Source organism: Rhizobium arsenicireducens, from assembly GCF_964021225.1.
In genome coordinates this window covers 3,217,084-3,235,129 of sequence record NZ_CAXHYK020000001.1, presented here as the reverse complement: position 1 = coordinate 3,235,129, position 18,046 = coordinate 3,217,084, and the positions used below count along the sequence as shown (strand labels likewise).

General features: G+C 62.2%; 18 protein-coding genes. 5 read left to right on the top strand and 13 right to left on the bottom strand.

Features of this window, described 5'->3' with window-relative positions; all coding sequences use genetic code 11:
* Positions 1–16 precede the first annotated feature (16 nt).
* A complete protein-coding gene (locus tag ACWPVA_RS16055; RefSeq protein WP_454288635.1) occupies positions 17–772 on the bottom strand; it encodes a 3-deoxy-manno-octulosonate cytidylyltransferase in 756 nt (251 codons plus the stop codon).
* 153 nt (positions 773–925) lie between these two features.
* Here ACWPVA_RS16055 and ACWPVA_RS16050 point away from each other — a divergent pair, with 153 nt between their 5' ends.
* On the top strand, positions 926–1,663 hold the full coding sequence (locus ACWPVA_RS16050; protein WP_454288634.1) for a c-type cytochrome: 738 nt from the start codon (positions 926–928) through the stop codon (positions 1,661–1,663).
* A 73-nt stretch (positions 1,664–1,736) separates the two neighbouring features.
* On the opposite strand, the gene ACWPVA_RS16045 is transcribed toward ACWPVA_RS16050, so the two are convergent.
* Positions 1,737–2,681: an AEC family transporter gene (locus ACWPVA_RS16045; protein ID WP_454288633.1), complete on the bottom strand. Its 945-nt coding sequence runs from the start codon at positions 2,679–2,681 to the stop codon at positions 1,737–1,739.
* 388 nt (positions 2,682–3,069) lie between these two features.
* Between ACWPVA_RS16045 and ACWPVA_RS16040 the strand changes: the two genes are divergently transcribed.
* Positions 3,070–4,062, top strand: a complete 993-nt coding sequence (locus tag ACWPVA_RS16040) for an adenosine kinase (protein WP_454288632.1) — start codon at positions 3,070–3,072, stop codon at positions 4,060–4,062.
* Here ACWPVA_RS16040 and ACWPVA_RS16035 read toward each other — a convergent pair.
* Complete coding sequence (locus tag ACWPVA_RS16035) at positions 4,055–4,591, bottom strand: SH3 domain-containing protein (RefSeq protein WP_454288631.1); 537 nt, start codon at positions 4,589–4,591, stop codon at positions 4,055–4,057. The genes ACWPVA_RS16040 and ACWPVA_RS16035 overlap by 8 nt on opposite strands.
* A gap of 197 nt (positions 4,592–4,788) precedes the next feature.
* Between ACWPVA_RS16035 and ACWPVA_RS16030 the strand changes: the two genes are divergently transcribed.
* Positions 4,789–5,793: a 2-hydroxyacid dehydrogenase gene (locus ACWPVA_RS16030; protein WP_454288630.1), complete on the top strand. Its 1,005-nt coding sequence runs from the start codon at positions 4,789–4,791 to the stop codon at positions 5,791–5,793.
* A 12-nt stretch (positions 5,794–5,805) separates the two neighbouring features.
* On the opposite strand, the gene ACWPVA_RS16025 is transcribed toward ACWPVA_RS16030, so the two are convergent.
* From ACWPVA_RS16025 to recF, 3 genes are read right to left on the bottom strand one after another with little or no spacing between them, the layout of a single operon-like run.
* Entirely contained in the window at positions 5,806–6,282 is a 477-nt protein-coding gene (locus ACWPVA_RS16025; RefSeq protein ID WP_454288629.1) for a GNAT family N-acetyltransferase, read from the bottom strand.
* Positions 6,279–7,046 carry a molybdopterin-synthase adenylyltransferase MoeB gene (moeB, locus tag ACWPVA_RS16020; protein WP_454288628.1) on the bottom strand — a complete coding sequence of 256 codons (768 nt, stop codon included), beginning with the start codon at positions 7,044–7,046 and terminating at the stop codon, positions 6,279–6,281. Before moeB ends, ACWPVA_RS16025 begins: the two co-directional genes overlap by 4 nt.
* A 41-nt stretch (positions 7,047–7,087) precedes the next feature.
* Complete coding sequence (recF, locus tag ACWPVA_RS16015; protein WP_454288627.1) at positions 7,088–8,209, bottom strand: DNA replication/repair protein RecF; 1,122 nt, start codon at positions 8,207–8,209, stop codon at positions 7,088–7,090.
* Positions 8,210–8,366: 157 nt separating this feature from the next.
* Here recF and ACWPVA_RS16010 point away from each other — a divergent pair, with 157 nt between their 5' ends.
* Both ACWPVA_RS16010 and ACWPVA_RS16005 read left to right on the top strand, forming a co-directional pair.
* The gene (locus tag ACWPVA_RS16010; RefSeq protein ID WP_454288626.1) at positions 8,367–8,678 is read left to right on the top strand and encodes a hypothetical protein; all 312 of its coding nucleotides are present in this window, start codon (positions 8,367–8,369) and stop codon (positions 8,676–8,678) included.
* An 83-nt stretch (positions 8,679–8,761) separates the two neighbouring features.
* A complete protein-coding gene (locus tag ACWPVA_RS16005; RefSeq protein ID WP_454288625.1) occupies positions 8,762–8,971 on the top strand; it encodes a SlyX family protein in 210 nt (69 codons plus the stop codon).
* Positions 8,972–8,975: 4 nt separating this feature from the next.
* On the opposite strand, the gene ACWPVA_RS16000 is transcribed toward ACWPVA_RS16005, so the two are convergent.
* From ACWPVA_RS16000 to ACWPVA_RS15970, 7 genes are all read right to left on the bottom strand, one after another.
* Positions 8,976–9,236 (bottom strand): TetR-like C-terminal domain-containing protein, encoded by a 261-nt coding sequence (locus ACWPVA_RS16000; protein WP_454289614.1) that lies wholly within the window; start codon positions 9,234–9,236, stop codon positions 8,976–8,978.
* Between the two features lie 163 nt (positions 9,237–9,399).
* A complete protein-coding gene (dnaJ, locus tag ACWPVA_RS15995) occupies positions 9,400–10,545 on the bottom strand; it encodes a molecular chaperone DnaJ (RefSeq protein WP_454288624.1) in 1,146 nt (381 codons plus the stop codon).
* Positions 10,546–10,549: 4 nt separating this feature from the next.
* Positions 10,550–11,023, bottom strand: coding sequence for a hypothetical protein (locus tag ACWPVA_RS15990; protein WP_454288623.1), 474 nt, complete (start codon positions 11,021–11,023; stop codon positions 10,550–10,552).
* Entirely contained in the window at positions 11,023–12,936 is a 1,914-nt protein-coding gene (gene dnaK / locus ACWPVA_RS15985) for a molecular chaperone DnaK (protein WP_454288622.1), read from the bottom strand. Before dnaK ends, ACWPVA_RS15990 begins: the two co-directional genes overlap by 1 nt.
* A gap of 321 nt (positions 12,937–13,257) precedes the next feature.
* The gene (locus tag ACWPVA_RS15980; RefSeq protein ID WP_454288621.1) at positions 13,258–15,525 is read right to left on the bottom strand and encodes a transglycosylase domain-containing protein; all 2,268 of its coding nucleotides are present in this window, start codon (positions 15,523–15,525) and stop codon (positions 13,258–13,260) included.
* A gap of 223 nt (positions 15,526–15,748) precedes the next feature.
* Complete coding sequence (locus ACWPVA_RS15975) at positions 15,749–16,207, bottom strand: YbaK/EbsC family protein (protein ID WP_454288620.1); 459 nt, start codon at positions 16,205–16,207, stop codon at positions 15,749–15,751.
* Between the two features lie 380 nt (positions 16,208–16,587).
* On the bottom strand, positions 16,588–17,979 hold the full coding sequence (locus ACWPVA_RS15970) for a M20/M25/M40 family metallo-hydrolase (protein ID WP_454288619.1): 1,392 nt from the start codon (positions 17,977–17,979) through the stop codon (positions 16,588–16,590).
* Between the last annotated feature and the right edge of the window lie 67 nt (positions 17,980–18,046).

Sequence of the window (18,046 nt, the reverse complement as noted above, 5' to 3'; positions counted from 1 at the left end):
CGGATTGTCCGTTCTCTTAACTGGCCTTGAGGCCAAGTATCTGCCTTGCCTTTTCCAGGTCGGCGGGCGTGTCGACGCCGAGCGGGACCGAGTTGACGATTTCGACGTCGATGCGCATGCCGGCCTCGAGCGCCCTGAGCTGTTCAAGCGACTCGCGCTTTTCCAGAGGCGAGGGCTGAAGGGCCACGAAGCGCTCAAGTGCCTCGCGACGATAGGCGTAAAGGCCAATGTGGTGGTAGAGCGGCCCCTTGCCGTAGGGCGCGGTCGCGCGGGTGAAATAGAGGGCGCGAAGCCGTGTGTCCGACAACGGCGAACCGACGACCTTGACGACGTTGGGATTGGTCTTCTCTTCCTCGTCGGTGATCTCGACCGTCAGCGTGGCGATGTCGACGTCCGGGTTGTCGAGAGGGCGCAGCGCTGCGCGGATGGTTTCTGGCTCGATCGTTGGCAAGTCACCCTGGACATTGATCACCGTCTCGACCTTGCCGTCCGGATCGGCCTTGGTGAGAGCCTCGTGGATCCGGTCCGATCCGGATTGGTGATCGAAGCGCGTCATCACCACCTCGAAACCGGCAGCCTCGACCGCATCGTAGACCTGTTGGTCATCGACCGCGACGATGATTCGTCCGACATTTGCCTCGCGTGCCCGCATCGCCACCTGGACGATCATCGGCTTTCCGCTGATGTCGGCGAGCGGCTTGCCTGGCAAGCGGGTTGAAGCCATACGGGCGGGGATCAGCACGAGGGTCTTACCCAATTCGTCTTTATTCATCGTCAGCCCCTTCAAATCACGCCGGAAAAGTGTCAAAAAGTCCCGAATTGGGGACCACAATCGTGTTGCAACTGTCAAGCAAAAGACATAGGTTCCGCGCGATTTCAAGATCGTCCGGCCGCTGATCCGCCGGCTGCATGGGAGCGTTTGCAGATGAACTCATATGTGAACATGGGCGTTGGTGCTCTTCTTGGCACCGTTTTCGTCCTGATGACCGTATCCATCGTGTCGGAAGGCATTTTCCACGCGGAGGTTCCGGAGAAGGAAGGCTATGCGATCGTCGCCGAAGCTTCTTCTGAGGCTCAAGCTGGCGCCGATGCCGCCGCAGCTGCGGAGACGCCGATTGCCACGCTCCTGGCAAGCGCCGATGCCGCCGTTGGCGAAACGGTCTTCAAGAAATGCGTCAGCTGTCACACCGGCGACAAGGGCGGCGCCAACAAGGTTGGCCCGAACCTGTTCGGCATTGTCGAGCGTCCGGTCGCATCGCATGAAGGTTTCGGCTATTCGGCCGCCATGAAGGAATTCTCGCAGGGTGCTTCGGTCACTTGGACCTATGACAACCTTAGCCACTACCTGACTGCTCCAAGGAGCTTCGTCCCCGGTACGGCGATGAGCTTCGCCGGTCTCAAGAGGGAAGACGAGCGCGCCAACCTGATCGCCTATCTGCGCTCGCTGGCCGACACCCCGGTTCCGCTGCCGCAGGCTGAAGCCGCTGCCCCGGAAGAGGCCGCTGCTCCCGCCGAGGGCGTGGAGGCTGCACCGGCTGAAGCGGAAGCGCCTGCGGATGCAGCGCCTGCAGAAGAAGCTGCTCCGGCAACCGACGCGGCGCCTGCTGCTGATGCCGAAGCACCGGCTGCGCAAACTGAGCCGGCACCGGCGGCAAATAACTGATCCCAGCGGATTTGTTCAATTGGAATGCCCGGTCTCGACCGGGCATTTTTCGTTCAGGGTCCCCGCATGCGGTCTACTGCAGGAACCAGGCCCACAGGGTGACGCTCAGCACGCCGACGGCCGTGGAAAGCGAGATCGCCGAAGCAGCAAGTCCATGGCCTACGCCGAACCGATTGGCGATCAGCCAGGCATTGATGCCGGTCGGAACCGAGGAGGTCAGCACCAGGGCCGCGGTCCAGTCGTCGCTCAGCCCCAGGAGCCGACAGGCGAGCCAGACGCAGGCCGGCATGAGCAGCAATTTGAGAATGGCGACAACGGAGGCGATGCGGACATTGCCGTGGATCCCGTATTTGTTCAGTGCCATGCCGAGTGAAATCAGCGCGGCCGGGGCTGCCATGGCGGTGACCTGATCAACAACGCTCGCCAGCACATTGGGCAGTTTGAGCCCGCTCAGGTGCATCAGAAGGCCAGCGACAAGGCCTATGACCAGCGGATTGCGCATGAGATTGGTGCCGACCTGGCGAAATATGTCTACCAGCCCCCGGGATACGCCGCCGTTCACCTTTTGCTCGGCGCGCTCCATCAACACCGTGCCGATCACCATCATCAGCGGCAGATGCACGGCAAGCAGGATTGACACCGCGACGATGCCATCGCTGCCGACGGTGCGCTCGACCAGCGGTAGGCCGATGAAGATGTTGTTGGCAAAGGCGGAGGATACGCCTGCCAGCACGCCCACGCGCGCATCCCGCCCGAAGAGCCGTGTCGCGAGAAGATGACCGACCGCCCAGGTCACTCCCACGCCGGAGAAGTAGGCGGTCCAGAGGCGGAAGGGCGAAGCCCCGTGGAAGTCAGCGTGGGATATCGTGTTGAAGAGCAGGACCGGCACCGCGACCTTGAACACAAACTCCCCGAGACCATCGCCGATATCCGCATTCAGCACCCTGACCTTCACGAGGCTCCAGCCGAATAGGATGAGAATGAAAATCGGAAAGACGTCCTGGGCTATGGCATACATGGGAGGAATGGCTCTCGGGAGGATTTGGGGAGCGAAGACCTACCGCGATGCCTGCCGTGCGGCCAGTGCGCTTTGGTCATTGTCAGTACGGCAGACATACGAAAAAAGCGGGGCTTCCCCCGCTTTCCTGCCCAATCCCGTTGGGCTCCACGCCGCGTCGCCAGTACATCCGTGGTCGATGCGAGCTGGAAGGGGGACGGATCTGTCCCGAGCCGACGGCACTGCGTGTGAGGCGCATTGTGCCGTCGTCACTTGAACTCTGTCTAATCGGTCTGCGTGACAACGGAATGACGTCTACGCAATTCCGCTTCAGCTGGCGGTTTTTCCTTTTACGCCCGAGAAAAACGGTTATGACCTGAAAACCTACACTATCGGAGATCCGGAATTCATGAGCAGGTTCGATGTTCTCACCGTCGGTAACGCTATCGTCGACATCATTTCACGTTGTGAGGAAGCCTTCCTCGTCGACAATGGGATTACCAAGGGCGCGATGAACCTGATCGACGCCGCGCGCGCCGAGAAGCTCTACGCTCTGATGGGCCCCGCCGTCGAAGCCTCCGGCGGCAGCGCCGGCAATACAGCCGCCGGAATCGCCAGTCTTGGTGGGAAAGCCGCTTATTTTGGCAAGGTTGCCGACGATCAACTGGGCAAGATCTTCGCGCATGACATTCGTGCCCAGGGTGTGCACTACGAGACCAAGCCGGAAGGTAGCTTTCCGCCGACCGCGCGCAGCATGATCTTCGTCACCGAGGACGGCGAGCGCTCGATGAACACTCACCTCGGCGCCTGCGTCGAGTTCGGTCCGGAAGATGTCGAGCCGGCAGTCGTCGCCCAGTCGAAGGTGACCTATTTCGAGGGCTATCTATGGGATCCGCCGCGTGCCAAACAGGCAATCCTCGATTGTGCCCGCATTGCTCACGAGAACGGTCGCGAAATGTCGATGACCTTGTCGGACAGCTTCTGTGTCGGCCGCTACCGTGGCGAATTCCTCGACCTGATGCGATCCGGCACGGTCGACATCGTCTTTTCGAACAAACAGGAAGCTCTTTCCCTCTACGAGACCGACGATTTTGATCTCGCGCTGGAAAAGATGGCGCAAGACTGCAAGCTCGCAGCCGTGACAATGAGCGAAGATGGAGCGGTGATCCTAAAAGGTAGCGAGCGCATCCGTGTCGAAGCAACGGTGATCGACAAGCTGGTCGATACGACCGGCGCTGGGGACCTGTTCGCCGCCGGCTTCCTCTATGGCTATACGCAAGGCCGGACACTCTACGACTGCGGGCGGCTCGGCTGCCTCGCTGCCGGAATCGTCATTCAGCAGATAGGTCCCCGTCCATTCGGGTCGCTTTCGCACGCAGCCCACGACGCCGGCCTTATTTGAACGCCTCTCCGGGATAAGCGCCCCAGATCTCGGCCTGGGCGACCCAGCCGGTGATGCCGCCCGCTTCTGCCAGGCACCAGTTGCCGGTGCACTGCTGGAGGCGGATCACCACACCCGGCTCGAGCTTTGCGACGGCTGCGGCGCTAGACTGCGAGTCGGCGCGCAAGATCACGAAGACATCATTGCCGCGCATCCAGGGCGCGGCGACTGCAGTGCGCTCGCCGGATACCAGGCTCTGGCTCACCCATCCCTCTGTGCCGTCCGCATCGCGAATGCGCCTCCAGTTCTCGTACTCCTGGATGATCTCGACCGGTAGGCCGGATTTCAGGTAGAGCCAGGACACCGCATAGTCGGTGCTGGGACCGATCCGGAGATTGACGCGTTGGGCTTTCAGGCTGACAAAGCGTGGCAAGGGCAGGCCGCTCGACCCCTTGGACACGGCTTGGGCATCGGCTATCGTTCCCCCCATCGCCGAAAGCCCGAGGGCGATCCACGCAATGAGTGAGGCACGAAGCACGAAGTGACGCATGGCGGTTCCGATCGCTCAAAGATTTCAAAGGCTTCCCCGCGATTCCGCCAATCGATCCGCAGGTCTCGCCAGAAAACGGGCGCCGACCTGCGAGGTTTTGTTTGTCTTCGCTGACGGGTTTGGTAGAAAATGCCCTGAACGGGGAAATTATCCCCCGTCTTGGTTAACGACCTCTGAACAAGGCATCGATTCTTCCCATGACGAACAGGAAAAGACCCAAGGTCTACATCACCCGGAAATTGCCGGACGCCGTGGAGACCCGCATGCGCGAACTGTTCGAGGCCGAGCTCAATATCGATGACAAGCCGCGCACCCAGCCGGAACTCGTCGCGGCGATGAAAATCGCCGACGTTCTGGTGCCGACGGTAACCGATCGCATCGATGCGGCGCTGATCGAGCAGGCGGGCCCCCAGCTCAAGTTGATCGCCAGCTTCTCCAACGGTATCGACCACATCGATGTCGACGCGGCGGCGAGAAAAGGCATCACCGTCACCAACACGCCGAACGTGCTGACCGAAGACACCGCCGACATGACTATGGCACTGATTTTAGCGGTGCCCCGCCGTCTCGTCGAGGGTGCACGCATCCTGATGGACAGGCCCGGCGAATGGACCGGTTGGTCGCCGACCTGGATGCTCGGTCGACGCATCTGGGGCAAGCGGATCGGCATTATCGGCATGGGCCGCATCGGCACGGCCGTCGCCCGCCGCGCCAAGGCCTTCGGTCTGTCGATTCACTACCACAACCGCCAGCGCGTCAATCCGGCGACAGAAGACGAGCTGGAAGCGACCTACTGGGACAGCCTCGACCAGATGCTCGCCCGCGTTGACATCGTCTCGGTCAACTGCCCGTCGACCCCGGCCACCTTTCATCTCCTGTCGGCGCGGCGTATCGCGCTGATGCAGCCGAACAGCTACATCGTTAACACCGCGCGCGGCGACATCATCGATGAGGACGCCCTGATCCAGAGCCTGCGCGAAGGCCGGATCGCCGGTGCCGGCCTCGATGTGTTCGAGAAGGAGCCGGCGGTCAATCCCAAGCTGGTCAAGCTCGCCAATGAAGGGAAGGTCGTGCTCTTGCCGCATACCGGCTCGGCCACGATTGAGGGGCGCATCGACATGGGCGACAAGGTGATCATCAACATCCGCACCTATTTCGACGGCCATCGCCCGCCGAACCGGGTGCTGCCGGGCCGCACCTGATCCGGGCTTCTGTCAGTCGAGCCTCTTACGCATCTCGATGGATGTCGTCCGGTCATAGCCGGTATGGCGGCTTTCCGTCGTCTTGCCAAAGCCCCAGGCGGCAAAGAGGCGGTGATTTTCGATCAGCTCGATGCGCGTCTCCAGCCGGAGACTGGAGAGCCCGAGTTCGTGCGCTGTCGCTTCGGCTTGCCCGAGCAGTGATCGTCCAACGCCCTTGCCTTGCGTGGAGGGGTGGACCGCGAGCTTGCCGATGTAGAGCAGCGCTTCTTCGGGCTTCAGGAAGATGCAGCCGACCAGGCGTCCATTGTCGATCGCGGCAAACGCGATCTCCTGTCTGGCCTTTTGCCTGAGCGAGGCTGGCGTCAGCCGACGGGCGGAGGAGGGCGGGTCGATCCGTCCGTCCATGAAGGCAAATGCGGCCAGGATCAGATCGAGCAACTCCCCGTAGCGGTCAAAGTCTGCACCAATTCGGAGGATCTCGATCGTCATGGCGAAAGCGAAGCCTTGCGTCGCCGATAGCGGATCGTGTCGAAGCGGGCCGAGAGCGCGTCGTAGAGTAGCAGGCGGCCGACCAGAGGCTCCCCGATCCCGGTGATCAGCTTGATCGCTTCCATCGCCATCAGCGTGCCAATCACACCAGTCAGAGCCCCAACGATACCCGCTTCGGCACAGGCCGGCACAAGGCCAGCGGGCGGCTTTTCCGGAAAGAGGTCGCGGTAGCGCGGATTGGGCTCGCCTTCCGCATTCTCCACATAAGGCTGCAAAACGGTGAGCGAACCATCGAATCGACCGACGGCGCCCGTTACCAGTGGGATTTGCCGAGCCTCGGCCGCATCCGCTGCCGCATAGCGGGTGTCGAAATTGTCGGAACCATCGATCAGCAGATCGAAGCCACCGAGATGAGTTGCTGCGAATGCACCGTCGAAGCGCTCCTCGAAACGCCGTACCCTGACATGGGGGTTAAGGCGGGCGATGGATCGCGCCGCGCTTTCCGTTTTCTCTTCGCCAATCGTGCCGCTGTCGTGGATGACCTGGCGCTGCAGGTTGGAGAGCGAGACATGATCGTTGTCGGCAATGCCGAGGGTGCCTACGCCGGCGGCGGCAAGGTACAACAGGGCAGGTGCGCCCAGTCCGCCAGCGCCGATCACCATGACGCGGGCGGCCTTCAGTTTCTGCTGGCCCTGCCCGCCGATCTCGGGGAGTAGGATATGCCGGTGATAACGGGAGATTTCGTCGGGGCTGAGCGGATCCATGGCGGCAATGATCGCACGGTTGGCGCGGCTGGGAAAGGCCGTCAGGCGGAAAGCACGCTGTCGCGCACGGTGATGAACTGGGCACGCTCGCCGAGCGCCGAAAACATCGCCCGGTCGGTTCCGGTCATGAAGGCCTGGCCGCCCAGTGAATCGATTCGGTCGAACAATGCTGCGCGCCGGCCCTCGTCGAAATGGGCGGCGATCTCGTCAAGCAGGAGGATGGGCGCGTGGCCGGTCATGGTGGCGACGAGACGCGCATGGGCAAGCACCAGGCCGACGAGCAGGGCCTTTTGCTCTCCCGTCGAGCAGCGCTCGGCCTCGATGTCCTTGTCGGCGTGGCGCACCAGAAGATCGGCGCGGTGCGGCCCCTCGAGCGTCCTGCCGGCAGCCGCATCGCGATAGCGGCCATTGGCGAGACTCGCGAGGTATCGATCTTCGATTTCGATGGCTGGGGCTTCGCCCTCTTCAGCAAGAAAGCCGCTGAGGGCCAGTTGGGCCGAAGGGAAGCTCGAGTCGTCCTGCCGGGCCGTCAGGCCGGCAAGCAGCCCGAGCATTTCGCGGCGGGCGAGCATCATGGCCACGCCGAGAGCCGCCATCTGCTGCTCGATGCCGGTGAGCCAGGCCGGATCGAACCGGCCCTCGGATAGTAGCTTGTTGCGGCTGCGCATGGCACGCTCAAAGTCGCTGGCGCGGCGTCCGTGCGCAGGATCAAGCGACAGCACCAGCCGGTCGAGGAATCGGCGGCGATCGGAGGCGGAGCCGGTGAAAAGCCCGTCCATCGCCGGCGTCAGCCAGAGGATGCGTAGGTGATCGGTCAACTCGTCGACGGACTTGGCCGGAGTACCGTTGATACGGAGCCGCCGCACCACGGCCTCGCCTTCGCCCTCCGAGCCTGTCCCGATCTCGACATTGCCCTCCATGCCGTCGATTTCGGCGAAGACCGAGAATCCGCCCGGTGCGCCGACGCGCGCCACATCGCCCAGTACGGCCCGGCGCAGGCCGCGGCCGGGCGAAAGGAAGGAGACGGCCTCCATGAGATTGGTCTTGCCGGCGCCGTTTTCCCCCGTCAGCACGACGTGCCGCCTATCGAGCGCAAGTGCTGCGGTCGCATAATTGCGGAAATCCGTGAGCTTCAGCCGGTGGATCGAGGTCTTGTGCGTCATGGTGGTCCGAATTCGGTGTGTCTCTGAGCTAGGCTGAAAACCCATCAATAACAAGGCGGCGTTCGGGTTTTCCCGGGCCCTGGTCCCGAAGCGTCAATAGGCTGTGGACGTTCGGACGCATGGACCGGCACCTGGGACGGGTGTATCTGGTCGGTCAGTGCGCAAAGCAGAGGCCAAGGATATGAATTTTGATCGAGACGAACTAACGCCGGAAGAAGCGCGCCGCGATCACTGGGAGATGCTGCGCTTCCTTGCGATAAACGCGCTTTTCGGTGCGGGCCTGGGCCTTGCCGTAGCCATCGTGCTGATCTGGCTCGACATCGGCGGGCTCGGAACACACCTCGCGCATAGCCGCAATCCGTATTTACCCGCGGCGATGATCGCAATCCCGTTGGCACTCACCTTTGGCGCGGCGGTGACTGCGTCGGCGATCATGTTGATGCCCTACAAGAAAAAGAAGCAGCGCTAGACGAAGGCCTGCCGTTTCGCCACCATTGACCGGGCGGCGGACATCCGCCAGAACCGCCTCCAACCTAACAACGGGAGCAGATCATGACCGACCAGGAAGACCGCGTGCTGCGGCTCGAAGAGACGGTGGCACATCAGGCCCGGGTGATCGAGGAGCTCTCCGACCAGATCACCGAACAGTGGAAGGTGGTCGAGCAGGCGCGCGCCAAGCTCGATCGGCTGACCGAGCGTTTTCTGTCGCTCGAGGAGCAGTCACTGGAAGCGCCTGCCATCACCCGGCCGCCGCACTATTGAACGCCTATTTTCGAACGGCTTCCCCTTCTACGACCGCCGAGACGATCTGCTCGATCTCGTTTTGGCTCACGTCCAGCCGGCTGGTCAGCAGTCGGTTCCAGGCAAGGCTCGAGAACAGCTCGATCAACAGTGCGGGATCGATGTCCGCTCGCACCTGTCCGCGCGCCTGTCCTCGCTTGAGGATAGCCCCGCTCTGCCGACACCTGGACGCGGCATAGTCCTGGAGCGCCTGTAGCGCGGCGGGATCGATCTGCGCTTCTGCGATGATCGAGCGGAATATCGCCCCTCCGCCGTCGCGCCAGAAACCGAGTAGCCCTGACAGGAACAGCGAGATCCAGCAGAAGTGCCGCCCTGGATGGCCACCAACGGTAGATGGTCAGCTTGCCGGCCTTGGCGCGCTTCTTTTCTCTCGAAAGATGATGCTTTGCTCAGTCGCTGAGCGTGTCGAAAAAGTCTTTCATACGGGCGAAGAAGCCCGTCGATTCCGGGTTGTTTTCTTTCGACGAAAGCTGCTCGAATTCCTGCAGCAACTCGCGCTGCCGCTTGGTCAGTTTCTGCGGTGTCTCGATCTGGATCTGGATGTAGAGATCACCCATCTGCGCCGAACGCAAGACCGGCATTCCCTTGCCCTTCAGCCGGAACTGCTTGCCTGGCTGGGTGCCTTCCGGGACCGTCACGCGCGACTTGGCACCGTCCAGCGTCACCACGTCGAACGTGCCTCCAAGGGCCGCCGTCGTCATGGAGATCGGTACGGAGCAATAGAGATCCGCGCCGTCGCGCTGGAAGAACTCGTGGGGTTTCACCGACAGGAAGATGTAGAGGTCGCCCGATGGACCGCCCCTCAGGCCTGCCTCGCCTTCGCCTTGCAGGCGAATGCGGGTCCCGTCCTCAATACCGGCCGGAATGTTAACCGAAAGCGATCGCTCTTCCGTAACACGGCCTTGACCGTGGCATTTTCCGCAAGGATCCGAGATCGTCTGACCGCGACCGTGACAGGTCGGACAGGTCCGCTCGATCGAAAAGAAGCCCTGTGCCGCACGAATGCGTCCCGTCCCCTGGCAGGTAGCGCAGGTTGTCGGCTTGGTGCCTGGCTTGGCGCCGGTCCCGGTGCAGGTCTCGCAAGTGATCGAAGTCGGAACGTGGATCTGCGCGGTCTTGCCTGTGAAAAACTCCTCGAGCGAAATTTCCATGTTGTAGCGCAAGTCGGCACCGCGCTCGCGACCGCCGGTGGAGCGGGCCCGGCCACCTCGGCCGCCGCCCATCATCTCGCCGAAGATGTCCTCGAAGATGTCGGAGAACCCACCGCCGGCAAAACCGCCGCCGCCCGGATGGAAACCGCCGCCGCCATGCTCGAAGGCGGCATGGCCGAAACGGTCGTAGGCTGCGCGCTTCTGCGGATCCTTGAGCGTCTCGTACGCCTCGTTAAGTTCCTTGAACTTCTTTTCGGCTTCGTCGTCGCCCGGATTCTTGTCCGGGTGAAATTTCATCGCTAGCTTGCGAAAGGCGCTCTTCAGCTCTTTCTCATCGGCGGTCTTGGTGACCCCGAGGGTCTCGTAGAAATCTGCTTTTGCCATGGTCTTACAAAGCTCTCAAAGCTTTCTCCACGCTCGTGTGGCTGCCAGTCTTCTTGCCCGCCTGCTTCTCGCAGGCGGCCATGTCCTTCTGGAAGTCAGACGCCGCGGCACGTGCATCTTCGATCAGCATTCGGCGCGGATCGCCCTTGTTCGCCAAGCCGTCGGCCACCGAAACGGCGAGATAGGCCAAGGAATGGGCCGCCATGTCGCAAGAGGTCACGCTGCCGCCATCTTCGCGGCGTTTGAGCGCCGCTTCGATGATCCGGCCGAGTTCGCTACCTGTCTTGGAAAGTTGCCGGCTGTCGCGCGCACCGATCGCCTTGACGATGGTGGCTTCTGCGGCGCTCAGCTTGCGAAAAACCGTTTCCAGTTGACCGCTCTCTTGCGCCCAAACGGTGCTCGCTCCAAGGGCCAATGAAAATGCGGCTGGCCCGAAGGCCAGCCCCTTGAAGGTAAAGCGTCGCTCAGGCCGCTGCATCAGGCCGACTTCTTCGCGTCGTCGTCCTTGACCTCCTCGTAGTCGGCATCGACGACATCGTCCTCCTTGCCGCCTTCCGAGGCACCAGCGCCTTCTTCGGCCTGCTGCGCTTCGTAAATTGCCTGACCAAGCTTCATGGAAACCTCCATGAGAGTCTGGGTCTTGGCCTGGATGCTCTCAGCGTCCGGCTCGGAGGCTTCAATCGCGGTCTTGAGAGCGGCGATTGCATCCTCGATGGCCTTGCGGTCGGTTTCCGAAACCTTGTCACCATATTCACCGAGCGACTTCTCCGTCGAATGGACGAGGCTCTCGGCATGGTTCCTGGCTTCGACCGCGGCGCGGCGCTTCTTGTCTTCCTCGGCGTGCGCTTCGGCGTCCTTCACCATCTTATCGATGTCTGCGTCGGAGAGACCACCGGAGGCCTGGATGCGGATCTGCTGCTCCTTGCCGGTGCCTTTGTCCTTGGCCGAAACCTGGACGATGCCGTTGGCGTCGATATCGAAGGTCACTTCGATCTGCGGCACGCCGCGGGGTGACGGCGGCAGGCCGACGAGGTCGAACTGGCCGAGCAGCTTGTTGTCGGCCGCCATTTCACGTTCGCCCTGTGAAACGCGAATGGTCACGGCGTTCTGGTTGTCTTCGGCAGTCGAGAAGGTCTGGCTCTTCTTCGTCGGGATCGTCGTGTTGCGATCGATCAGACGGGTGAAGACGCCACCCAGCGTTTCGATGCCGAGCGACAGCGGGGTCACGTCGAGCAGCAGAACATCCTTGACGTCGCCCTGCAGAACGCCCGCCTGGATGGCCGCGCCCATGGCGACGACCTCATCCGGATTGACGCCTTTGTGCGGCTCCTTGCCGAACAACTGCTTGACCACTTCCTGGACCTTCGGCATGCGGCTCATACCGCCGACCAGAACCACTTCGTCGATTTCGGCAGCGGTGACGCCGGCATCCTTGAGCGCTGCCTTGCACGGCGCAACGGTACGCTGGACCAGGTCGTCGACCAGGCTTTCGAACTTGGCGCGCGTCAGCTTCAGCGTCAGGTGCTTCGGGCCGGAGGCGTCGGCCGTGATGAACGGCAGGTTGATTTCGGTCTGCTGCGACGAAGACAATTCGATCTTGGCCTTTTCGGCCGCTTCCTTGAGGCGCTGAAGGGCCAGCTTGTCGCTCTTCAGGTCGATGCCCTGGTCCTTCTTGAACTCGGCTGCGAGATATTCGACCAGGCGCATGTCGAAGTCTTCACCGCCGAGGAAGGTGTCGCCGTTGGTCGACTTCACTTCGAAGACGCCGTCGCCGATTTCCAGGACCGAAATATCGAAGGTACCGCCGCCCAGGTCGTAGACGGCAATGGTTTTGCCTTCCTTCTTGTCGAGACCATAGGCAAGGGCAGCAGCCGTCGGCTCGTTGATGATGCGCAGGACCTCAAGACCGGCGATCCGGCCGGCATCCTTGGTCGCCTGGCGCTGGGCGTCGTTAAAGTAGGCGGGAACCGTGATGACGGCCTTCTCGACCTTTTCGCCGAGATAGGCTTCCGCGGTTTCCTTCATCTTCTGAAGAATCATGGCTGAGATCTGTGCCGGAGAATAGGCCTTGCCCTGGGCTTCGACCCAGGCATCGCCGTTGTCGCCCTTGACGATCGGGAACGGAACGAGACCCTTGTCCTTCTCCACAGTCGGATCTTCGTAGCGGCGGCCGATCAGGCGCTTGACAGCGAAGAGGGTATTGGTCGGATTGGTCACTGCCTGACGCTTGGCGGGCTGACCCACGAGGCGTTCACCGTCATCCGTGAAGGCAACCATCGAGGGCGTGGTACGTGCGCCTTCGGAATTCTCGATGACCTTCGAATCCTTGCCGTCCATGACGGATACGCAGGAATTGGTTGTTCCAAGGTCGATACCGATAACTTTAGCCATGTCATTCTCTCCTTGAAGCAGGCCGTCGGAACCCCCGAAAGGCATTCCCCTGACGGCCCCTCGACGTGGATGGTCTGGGATCTCGCGGCCTTCGCCGCGGTTATGTCGCGTATATAAGAAGCGGTTTTTCGGACTGCAAGGCTGGAAACTCGGTGTTGTCCAGTAAAAAGAACAGATTGGCTCCTCTTGTTCCGCCTTCCTGCGGCCCCGAAATTTCTTCCTGAGCGGGAGAACGCCGGTAACAGTCAAGCCTTGCGCCGGGCTGCAGCCAAAACATGGCTCTTGCCTCGCACGGATTCAAGCGGCACGCGTTCGATGCTCTCACCGTCCCATGATGATGTCCAGCAGCGTCGTGCGCCGGCTCGCGGGTTGAACCGGCGAGGAATCACCGACGGCGGCCGGTGGAATGGGACCGCCCGAGCCCGGCTGATAGGGATCTGCCTGCGGCGTTCCCACCAAGGGGACCTCGCCTTGTGGCACTGCCGTTCTGTTTGTGGCCGGCGCGGCGGGATAGCGCTTCTCGCCGCCGGAAAAGACGTCGGAGAGAATGGTGCCGATGGTCATCGGCATGGGCTGCGGCTCGACATAATCGCTGCCGGTCAGCGGTACCGGCGTCAGACCGGTATGAGCGGCGGTCATGAACTCGCGCCAAGCCTGGGCAGGCAGCCCACCGCCCGTCACCTTCTTCATCGATTTCCCGTCATCATTGCCGAACCAAACGCCCGTCGTCAGATTGCTGGTATAGCCGACAAACAACGCGTCGCGGAAGGATTGGGTCGTACCGGTCTTGCCGGCCGCTTCCCATCCGGAGAGGCGCGCCTTCCTGCCGGTACCCTCCGTAAGGACGCCTTTCATCATGCGGTTCATGGCAGCAACAACAGGCTCGCCAAGCACGCGCGGCGGTTCCGCATAGTCGTTCTCGTAGAGCACCTTGCCCTCGGCGGTGGAAATACGGCGGATGATGTGCGGTGTCGCCTTGTAGCCGCCATTCATGAAGGGGGCATAAGCGGCCGTCAGTTCGAGCAGGGAGACTTCCGAGGTGCCGAGCGCGATCGAGGCATTGGCCTGCAGTTCCGATTCGATGCCAAGCCGATGCGCAAGCTTGATCACATGGTCCGGGCCGACCTCCATCACCAGCTGGGCAGCAATGGTGTTCAGCGAGTTGGCAAGCGCATGGGATATGGTCACCGGGCCGCGGTATTTTTCGTCATAGTTCTGCGGCGTCCAGTTGCCGATCCTGACCGGTGCGTCGTTGCGGGACGAATCGGGGCGAATGCCGGTCTCGAGCGCTGCCGCATACACGAAGGGCTTGAAGGCCGAACCGGGCTGGCGCTTCGCCTTGACTGCGCGGTTGAACTGGCTCTCGGCATAGTCTTTGCCGCCGACCAGCGCGCGTATCGCGCCTGTGCCGTCGATCGAGACGAGGGCCGCCTGCGATACCTCAAGCTTTCCGCCTTCGACCTTGAGCGTCTCGACGATCACGGCCTCGGCCTTCCTCTCCAGCGCCATGTCGATCGTCGTCTCGACGAGGAGATCCTCGCCGATGGTCCCGATCAGCCGCCGCGTTTCCTCGAGCACCATGTCGGCGACATACTGCCCCGCACCGGTCCAATAACGCTTGGCAGTGGTTGGGGGCTGCGACATAGCCGTCTTGATCTCGTCGTCGGAGACGAAGCCTTCCTCGCGCATCGTGCCGAGAACGACCTGCGCCCGGGCTTCTGCCGCCTGCGGATCGCGCGCGGGCGAGAGGCGGGACGGCGCCTTGAGGAGACCGGCCAGAAGCGCCGCTTCACCGAGATTGACGTCGCGGGCCGACTTGGAGAAATAACGCCGCGACGCCGCCTCGACGCCATAGGCGTTCGAACCGAAATAGACGCGGTTGAGATACATCGCCAGGATCTGGTCCTTGGTGAACTTGTGTTCGAGCCAGAAAGACAAGAGCACTTCCTGGATCTTGCGTTCGACCGTACGCTCGGGCGAGAGAAAGAGGTTTTTCGCCAACTGCTGCGTTAGCGTCGAGCCACCCTGGACCGTGCGGCCGCTGGCAAGATTGGTCACCACCGCGCGGGCAAGGCCGAGGGGGTCAACGCCGAAATGCGAATAGAAGCGGCGATCCTCGATGGCGATGACGGCTTGCGGAATGAAGGGCGACATGTCTTCGAGCGCCAGCGCTTCGCCGCCGGTCGCGCCGCGATTGGCGATGACTGTCCCTTCGACCGAAACGACCTTGAGGTTGGGCGGGCGCTCGGGGATCGACCAGGAACTGGCGCTTGGCATGCGCGCGCCATAATACATGACGATCCCACCGACGCCGATCGCGCCCCAGATGCCCAGCACGATTGACCAATAGATCAGGCGTCCGAGCAGGCCGGTGATACCGCCGGTGCTGCGCTTCGGCTTGCCCTTGGCACTTCGTTCGCGTGGTCTGGAGGTGGCCTTCGTGGTCTTGGACGTCTTTCCTTTGGCGGTGCGGCCGGCGCGTTTGCCGCCGATACGGTCGCCAGCATCGGCACGAAGCTCGTCATCGCGCTCATCCTCCGCCTCGAAGGTCGGCTCGACGCGTTCACGGGATTTGCCTCTGCTTGCCATGGCGGGCGATCTTGCTCCAGAATCCTGTACGCCAGCGTCCTTGGCCGTCGCCGGGACGCGCTTGGCGCTGTGTGTTGCAGCCGCATGACAAGCAGGAAGGCGCGGCCGGAGGATTGGAGTTTAATTGCGGCGATTTAAGGGGGGGTTAACACGTGGTAAACATTCCCCTATCGCATTGCGCCGACATGAACCGGCGTTTTTTGCGGGGCATCAGGACACTGCACTACTGGCAGAGGTCCGCCCACTCGGCACTGGTCAGTTCCGCCATGCGCCCCGGCGCGATATGGACCGCCGAATTGGTGGCGCCGGCGGCCGGCACGACCTGGTCGAACGACTTCAGCGACACGTCGCAATAGACCTTGAGAGGCGAGGGCAGGCCGAACGGACAGACGCCGCCGACCGGATGGCTGGTGAACTCGACCACCTCTTCCGAACCCAGCATGCGCGGCTTGACGCCGAAGCGATCCTTGAACTTGCGATTGTCGAGTCGCCTGGTGCCGGCGGTCACCACCAGCACGACCTCTTCACCGATCCTCAGGCAGATCGTCTTGGCGATCTGGTCGGGTTCTACGCCATGGGCCTCCGCCGCCAGCGCGACCGTAGCGGAACTTCCATCGGTGACGATGACGTTAATCTCGGGGGCTGTTTCGGCGAAGAAGGAACGGACGGATTCGAGGCTCATGGGTCTTTTCTGTCCTAAGTCTTTAGGTTCGAGTGTGTCTCATTCGAATAAAGCCCTTGATATGGACGTCGGGACGTCCCACCTAAAGATCAACCAATGCAGCGGCCACAGCAAGATGGCTGCAGCTTTTTGGATCAAGGATGAAGCTGACGTTAACCATTGGTTAATCACTTAGCCCCATTCTCTTGATTATGGGATTTAGGCAAGGCCGAAAGGCGGGCCAAAATCCGGAAATGCGCATTGCTCGTTTCCGCCCCTGACCACGGATGTACTGGCACGGGCGTCGAAACGGCAGAGGAAAGGTCGGGTAACTCCCGGCCTTTTTGCGTTTTTGGTATGCCACACGGAAAGGCGGGATGCGCCAAGAAGCCCTGGCTCCCTCAGGAGGAAGCCAGTGCATCGAGAATGCGGATCCACGACCGGATGCCCTTGTGGAACGAGTTCAGGTCGTATTTCTCGTTCGGCGAATGGATGCGGTCGTCGGTCAGGCCGAACCCGACCAGCAGCGAATCCATGCCGAGCATCTTCTGGAAATCGCCGACGATCGGGATCGATCCGCCCATGCCGATGACGACGGCCGGCTTCGGCCATTCGTCCGACAGGGCGTTCTTGGCCTTGGTCAGCACCGGTGAGTCATAGGACAGCTGGATTGCCGGCGACCCGCCATGTTCGTGGAAGTCGACCGAGCAGTCGGCCGGGATCTTCGAGCGCACGTAAGCGCGGAAGCTCTCGCGGATCTGGCCCGGGTTCTGGTCGCCGACCAGCCGGAACGACACCTTGGCCGACGCCTTGGCGGCGATCACTGTCTTGAAGCCCTCGCCGGTATAGCCGCCGGAAATGCCGTTGACTTCCGCCGTCGGCCGCGCCCAGGTGAGTTCCAGCACGGAGCGGCCCTTTTCACCCGACGGGATCGACAGCCCCACTTCGCCGAGGAAGCTTTCCGCGGTGCGGCCGAGCGTTTCCCACGATGCCTTGATGTTGGCCGGCGTCTCTTCGACACCTTCATAGAAGCCCGGCAGGGTGATACGGCCGGTCTCGTCATGCAGGCCGGCCAGGATGTCGACCAGGATATGGATCGGGTTGGCGGCAGCGCCGCCGAACAGGCCGGAATGGAGGTCGCGGTCGGCGGCGGTGATCGTGATCTCCTCGCCCACCAATCCGCGTAGCGCAGCCGCGATAGCCGGCGTCTCCGTGTTCCACATGCTGGTGTCGCAGACCAGCGCGTAGTCGGCCTTCAGTTCTTCGGCATTGGCCAGCAGGAAAGGCTTCAGCGAGGGCGAACCGGATTCTTCTTCGCCTTCGAACAGGATGGTGATCTGTATTGGCAGGCTGCCGTGCACGGCCTTGTAGGCGCGGCAGGCTTCGACGAAGGTCAACAGCTGTCCCTTGTCGTCGGACGTTCCGCGGCCGGTGATGACCTTGCGGCCTCCGTCGAGTTCCTTGATCGCCGGCGCGAAGGGATCGTTTTCCCACAGGTTCAGCGGATCGACCGGCTGGACGTCGTAGTGGCCGTAGAAAAGGGCATGCGGCGCATTCGCGGTCGCGCCGGTGTGATGGGCGACGACCATCGGATGGCCGGGCGTGTCGCGCACCGAAGCCGTAAAGCCGAGTTCGGTCAATTCCTTGACCAGCCATTCGGCGGCCTTGCGGCACTCGGGCTTGTAGGCCGGATCGGTCGAGATCGAGCGGATACGGACGAGGTCGAACAGGCGGTCGAGGCTCTGCGGCAGTGCCTCGTCGGCGCTGTCGAGTACGGCGGAAATATCGGTCATGGCATCCATCCTGGACGTTGCAAATCGGCCGGACGATAGACCAAAGGCTTGGAGGTTTCGAGGGCGC

Bases quoted from the DNA above. Each gene is read 5' to 3' on its own strand.
- ACWPVA_RS16025 (WP_454288629.1), bottom strand. From the start codon at position 6,282: ATGACGATCGAGATCCTCCGAATTGGTGCAGACTTTGACCGCTACGGG.
- dnaK (WP_454288622.1), bottom strand. From the start codon at position 12,936: ATGGCTAAAGTTATCGGTATCGACCTTGGAACAACCAATTCCTGCGTA.
- ACWPVA_RS16055 (WP_454288635.1), bottom strand. From the start codon at position 772: ATGAATAAAGACGAATTGGGTAAGACCCTCGTGCTGATCCCCGCCCGT.
- ACWPVA_RS15975 (WP_454288620.1), bottom strand. From the start codon at position 16,207: ATGAGCCTCGAATCCGTCCGTTCCTTCTTCGCCGAAACAGCCCCCGAG.
- ACWPVA_RS15970 (WP_454288619.1), bottom strand. From the start codon at position 17,979: ATGACCGATATTTCCGCCGTACTCGACAGCGCCGACGAGGCACTGCCG.
- ACWPVA_RS16050 (WP_454288634.1), top strand. From the start codon at position 926: ATGAACTCATATGTGAACATGGGCGTTGGTGCTCTTCTTGGCACCGTT.
- ACWPVA_RS16040 (WP_454288632.1), top strand. From the start codon at position 3,070: ATGAGCAGGTTCGATGTTCTCACCGTCGGTAACGCTATCGTCGACATC.
- moeB (WP_454288628.1), bottom strand. From the start codon at position 7,046: ATGGATCCGCTCAGCCCCGACGAAATCTCCCGTTATCACCGGCATATC.
- ACWPVA_RS16030 (WP_454288630.1), top strand. From the start codon at position 4,789: ATGACGAACAGGAAAAGACCCAAGGTCTACATCACCCGGAAATTGCCG.
- ACWPVA_RS16045 (WP_454288633.1), bottom strand. From the start codon at position 2,681: ATGTATGCCATAGCCCAGGACGTCTTTCCGATTTTCATTCTCATCCTA.
- ACWPVA_RS16035 (WP_454288631.1), bottom strand. From the start codon at position 4,591: ATGCGTCACTTCGTGCTTCGTGCCTCACTCATTGCGTGGATCGCCCTC.
- ACWPVA_RS15990 (WP_454288623.1), bottom strand. From the start codon at position 11,023: ATGCAGCGGCCTGAGCGACGCTTTACCTTCAAGGGGCTGGCCTTCGGG.
- ACWPVA_RS15980 (WP_454288621.1), bottom strand. From the start codon at position 15,525: ATGGCAAGCAGAGGCAAATCCCGTGAACGCGTCGAGCCGACCTTCGAG.
- dnaJ (WP_454288624.1), bottom strand. From the start codon at position 10,545: ATGGCAAAAGCAGATTTCTACGAGACCCTCGGGGTCACCAAGACCGCC.
- recF (WP_454288627.1), bottom strand. From the start codon at position 8,209: ATGACGCACAAGACCTCGATCCACCGGCTGAAGCTCACGGATTTCCGC.
- ACWPVA_RS16005 (WP_454288625.1), top strand. From the start codon at position 8,762: ATGACCGACCAGGAAGACCGCGTGCTGCGGCTCGAAGAGACGGTGGCA.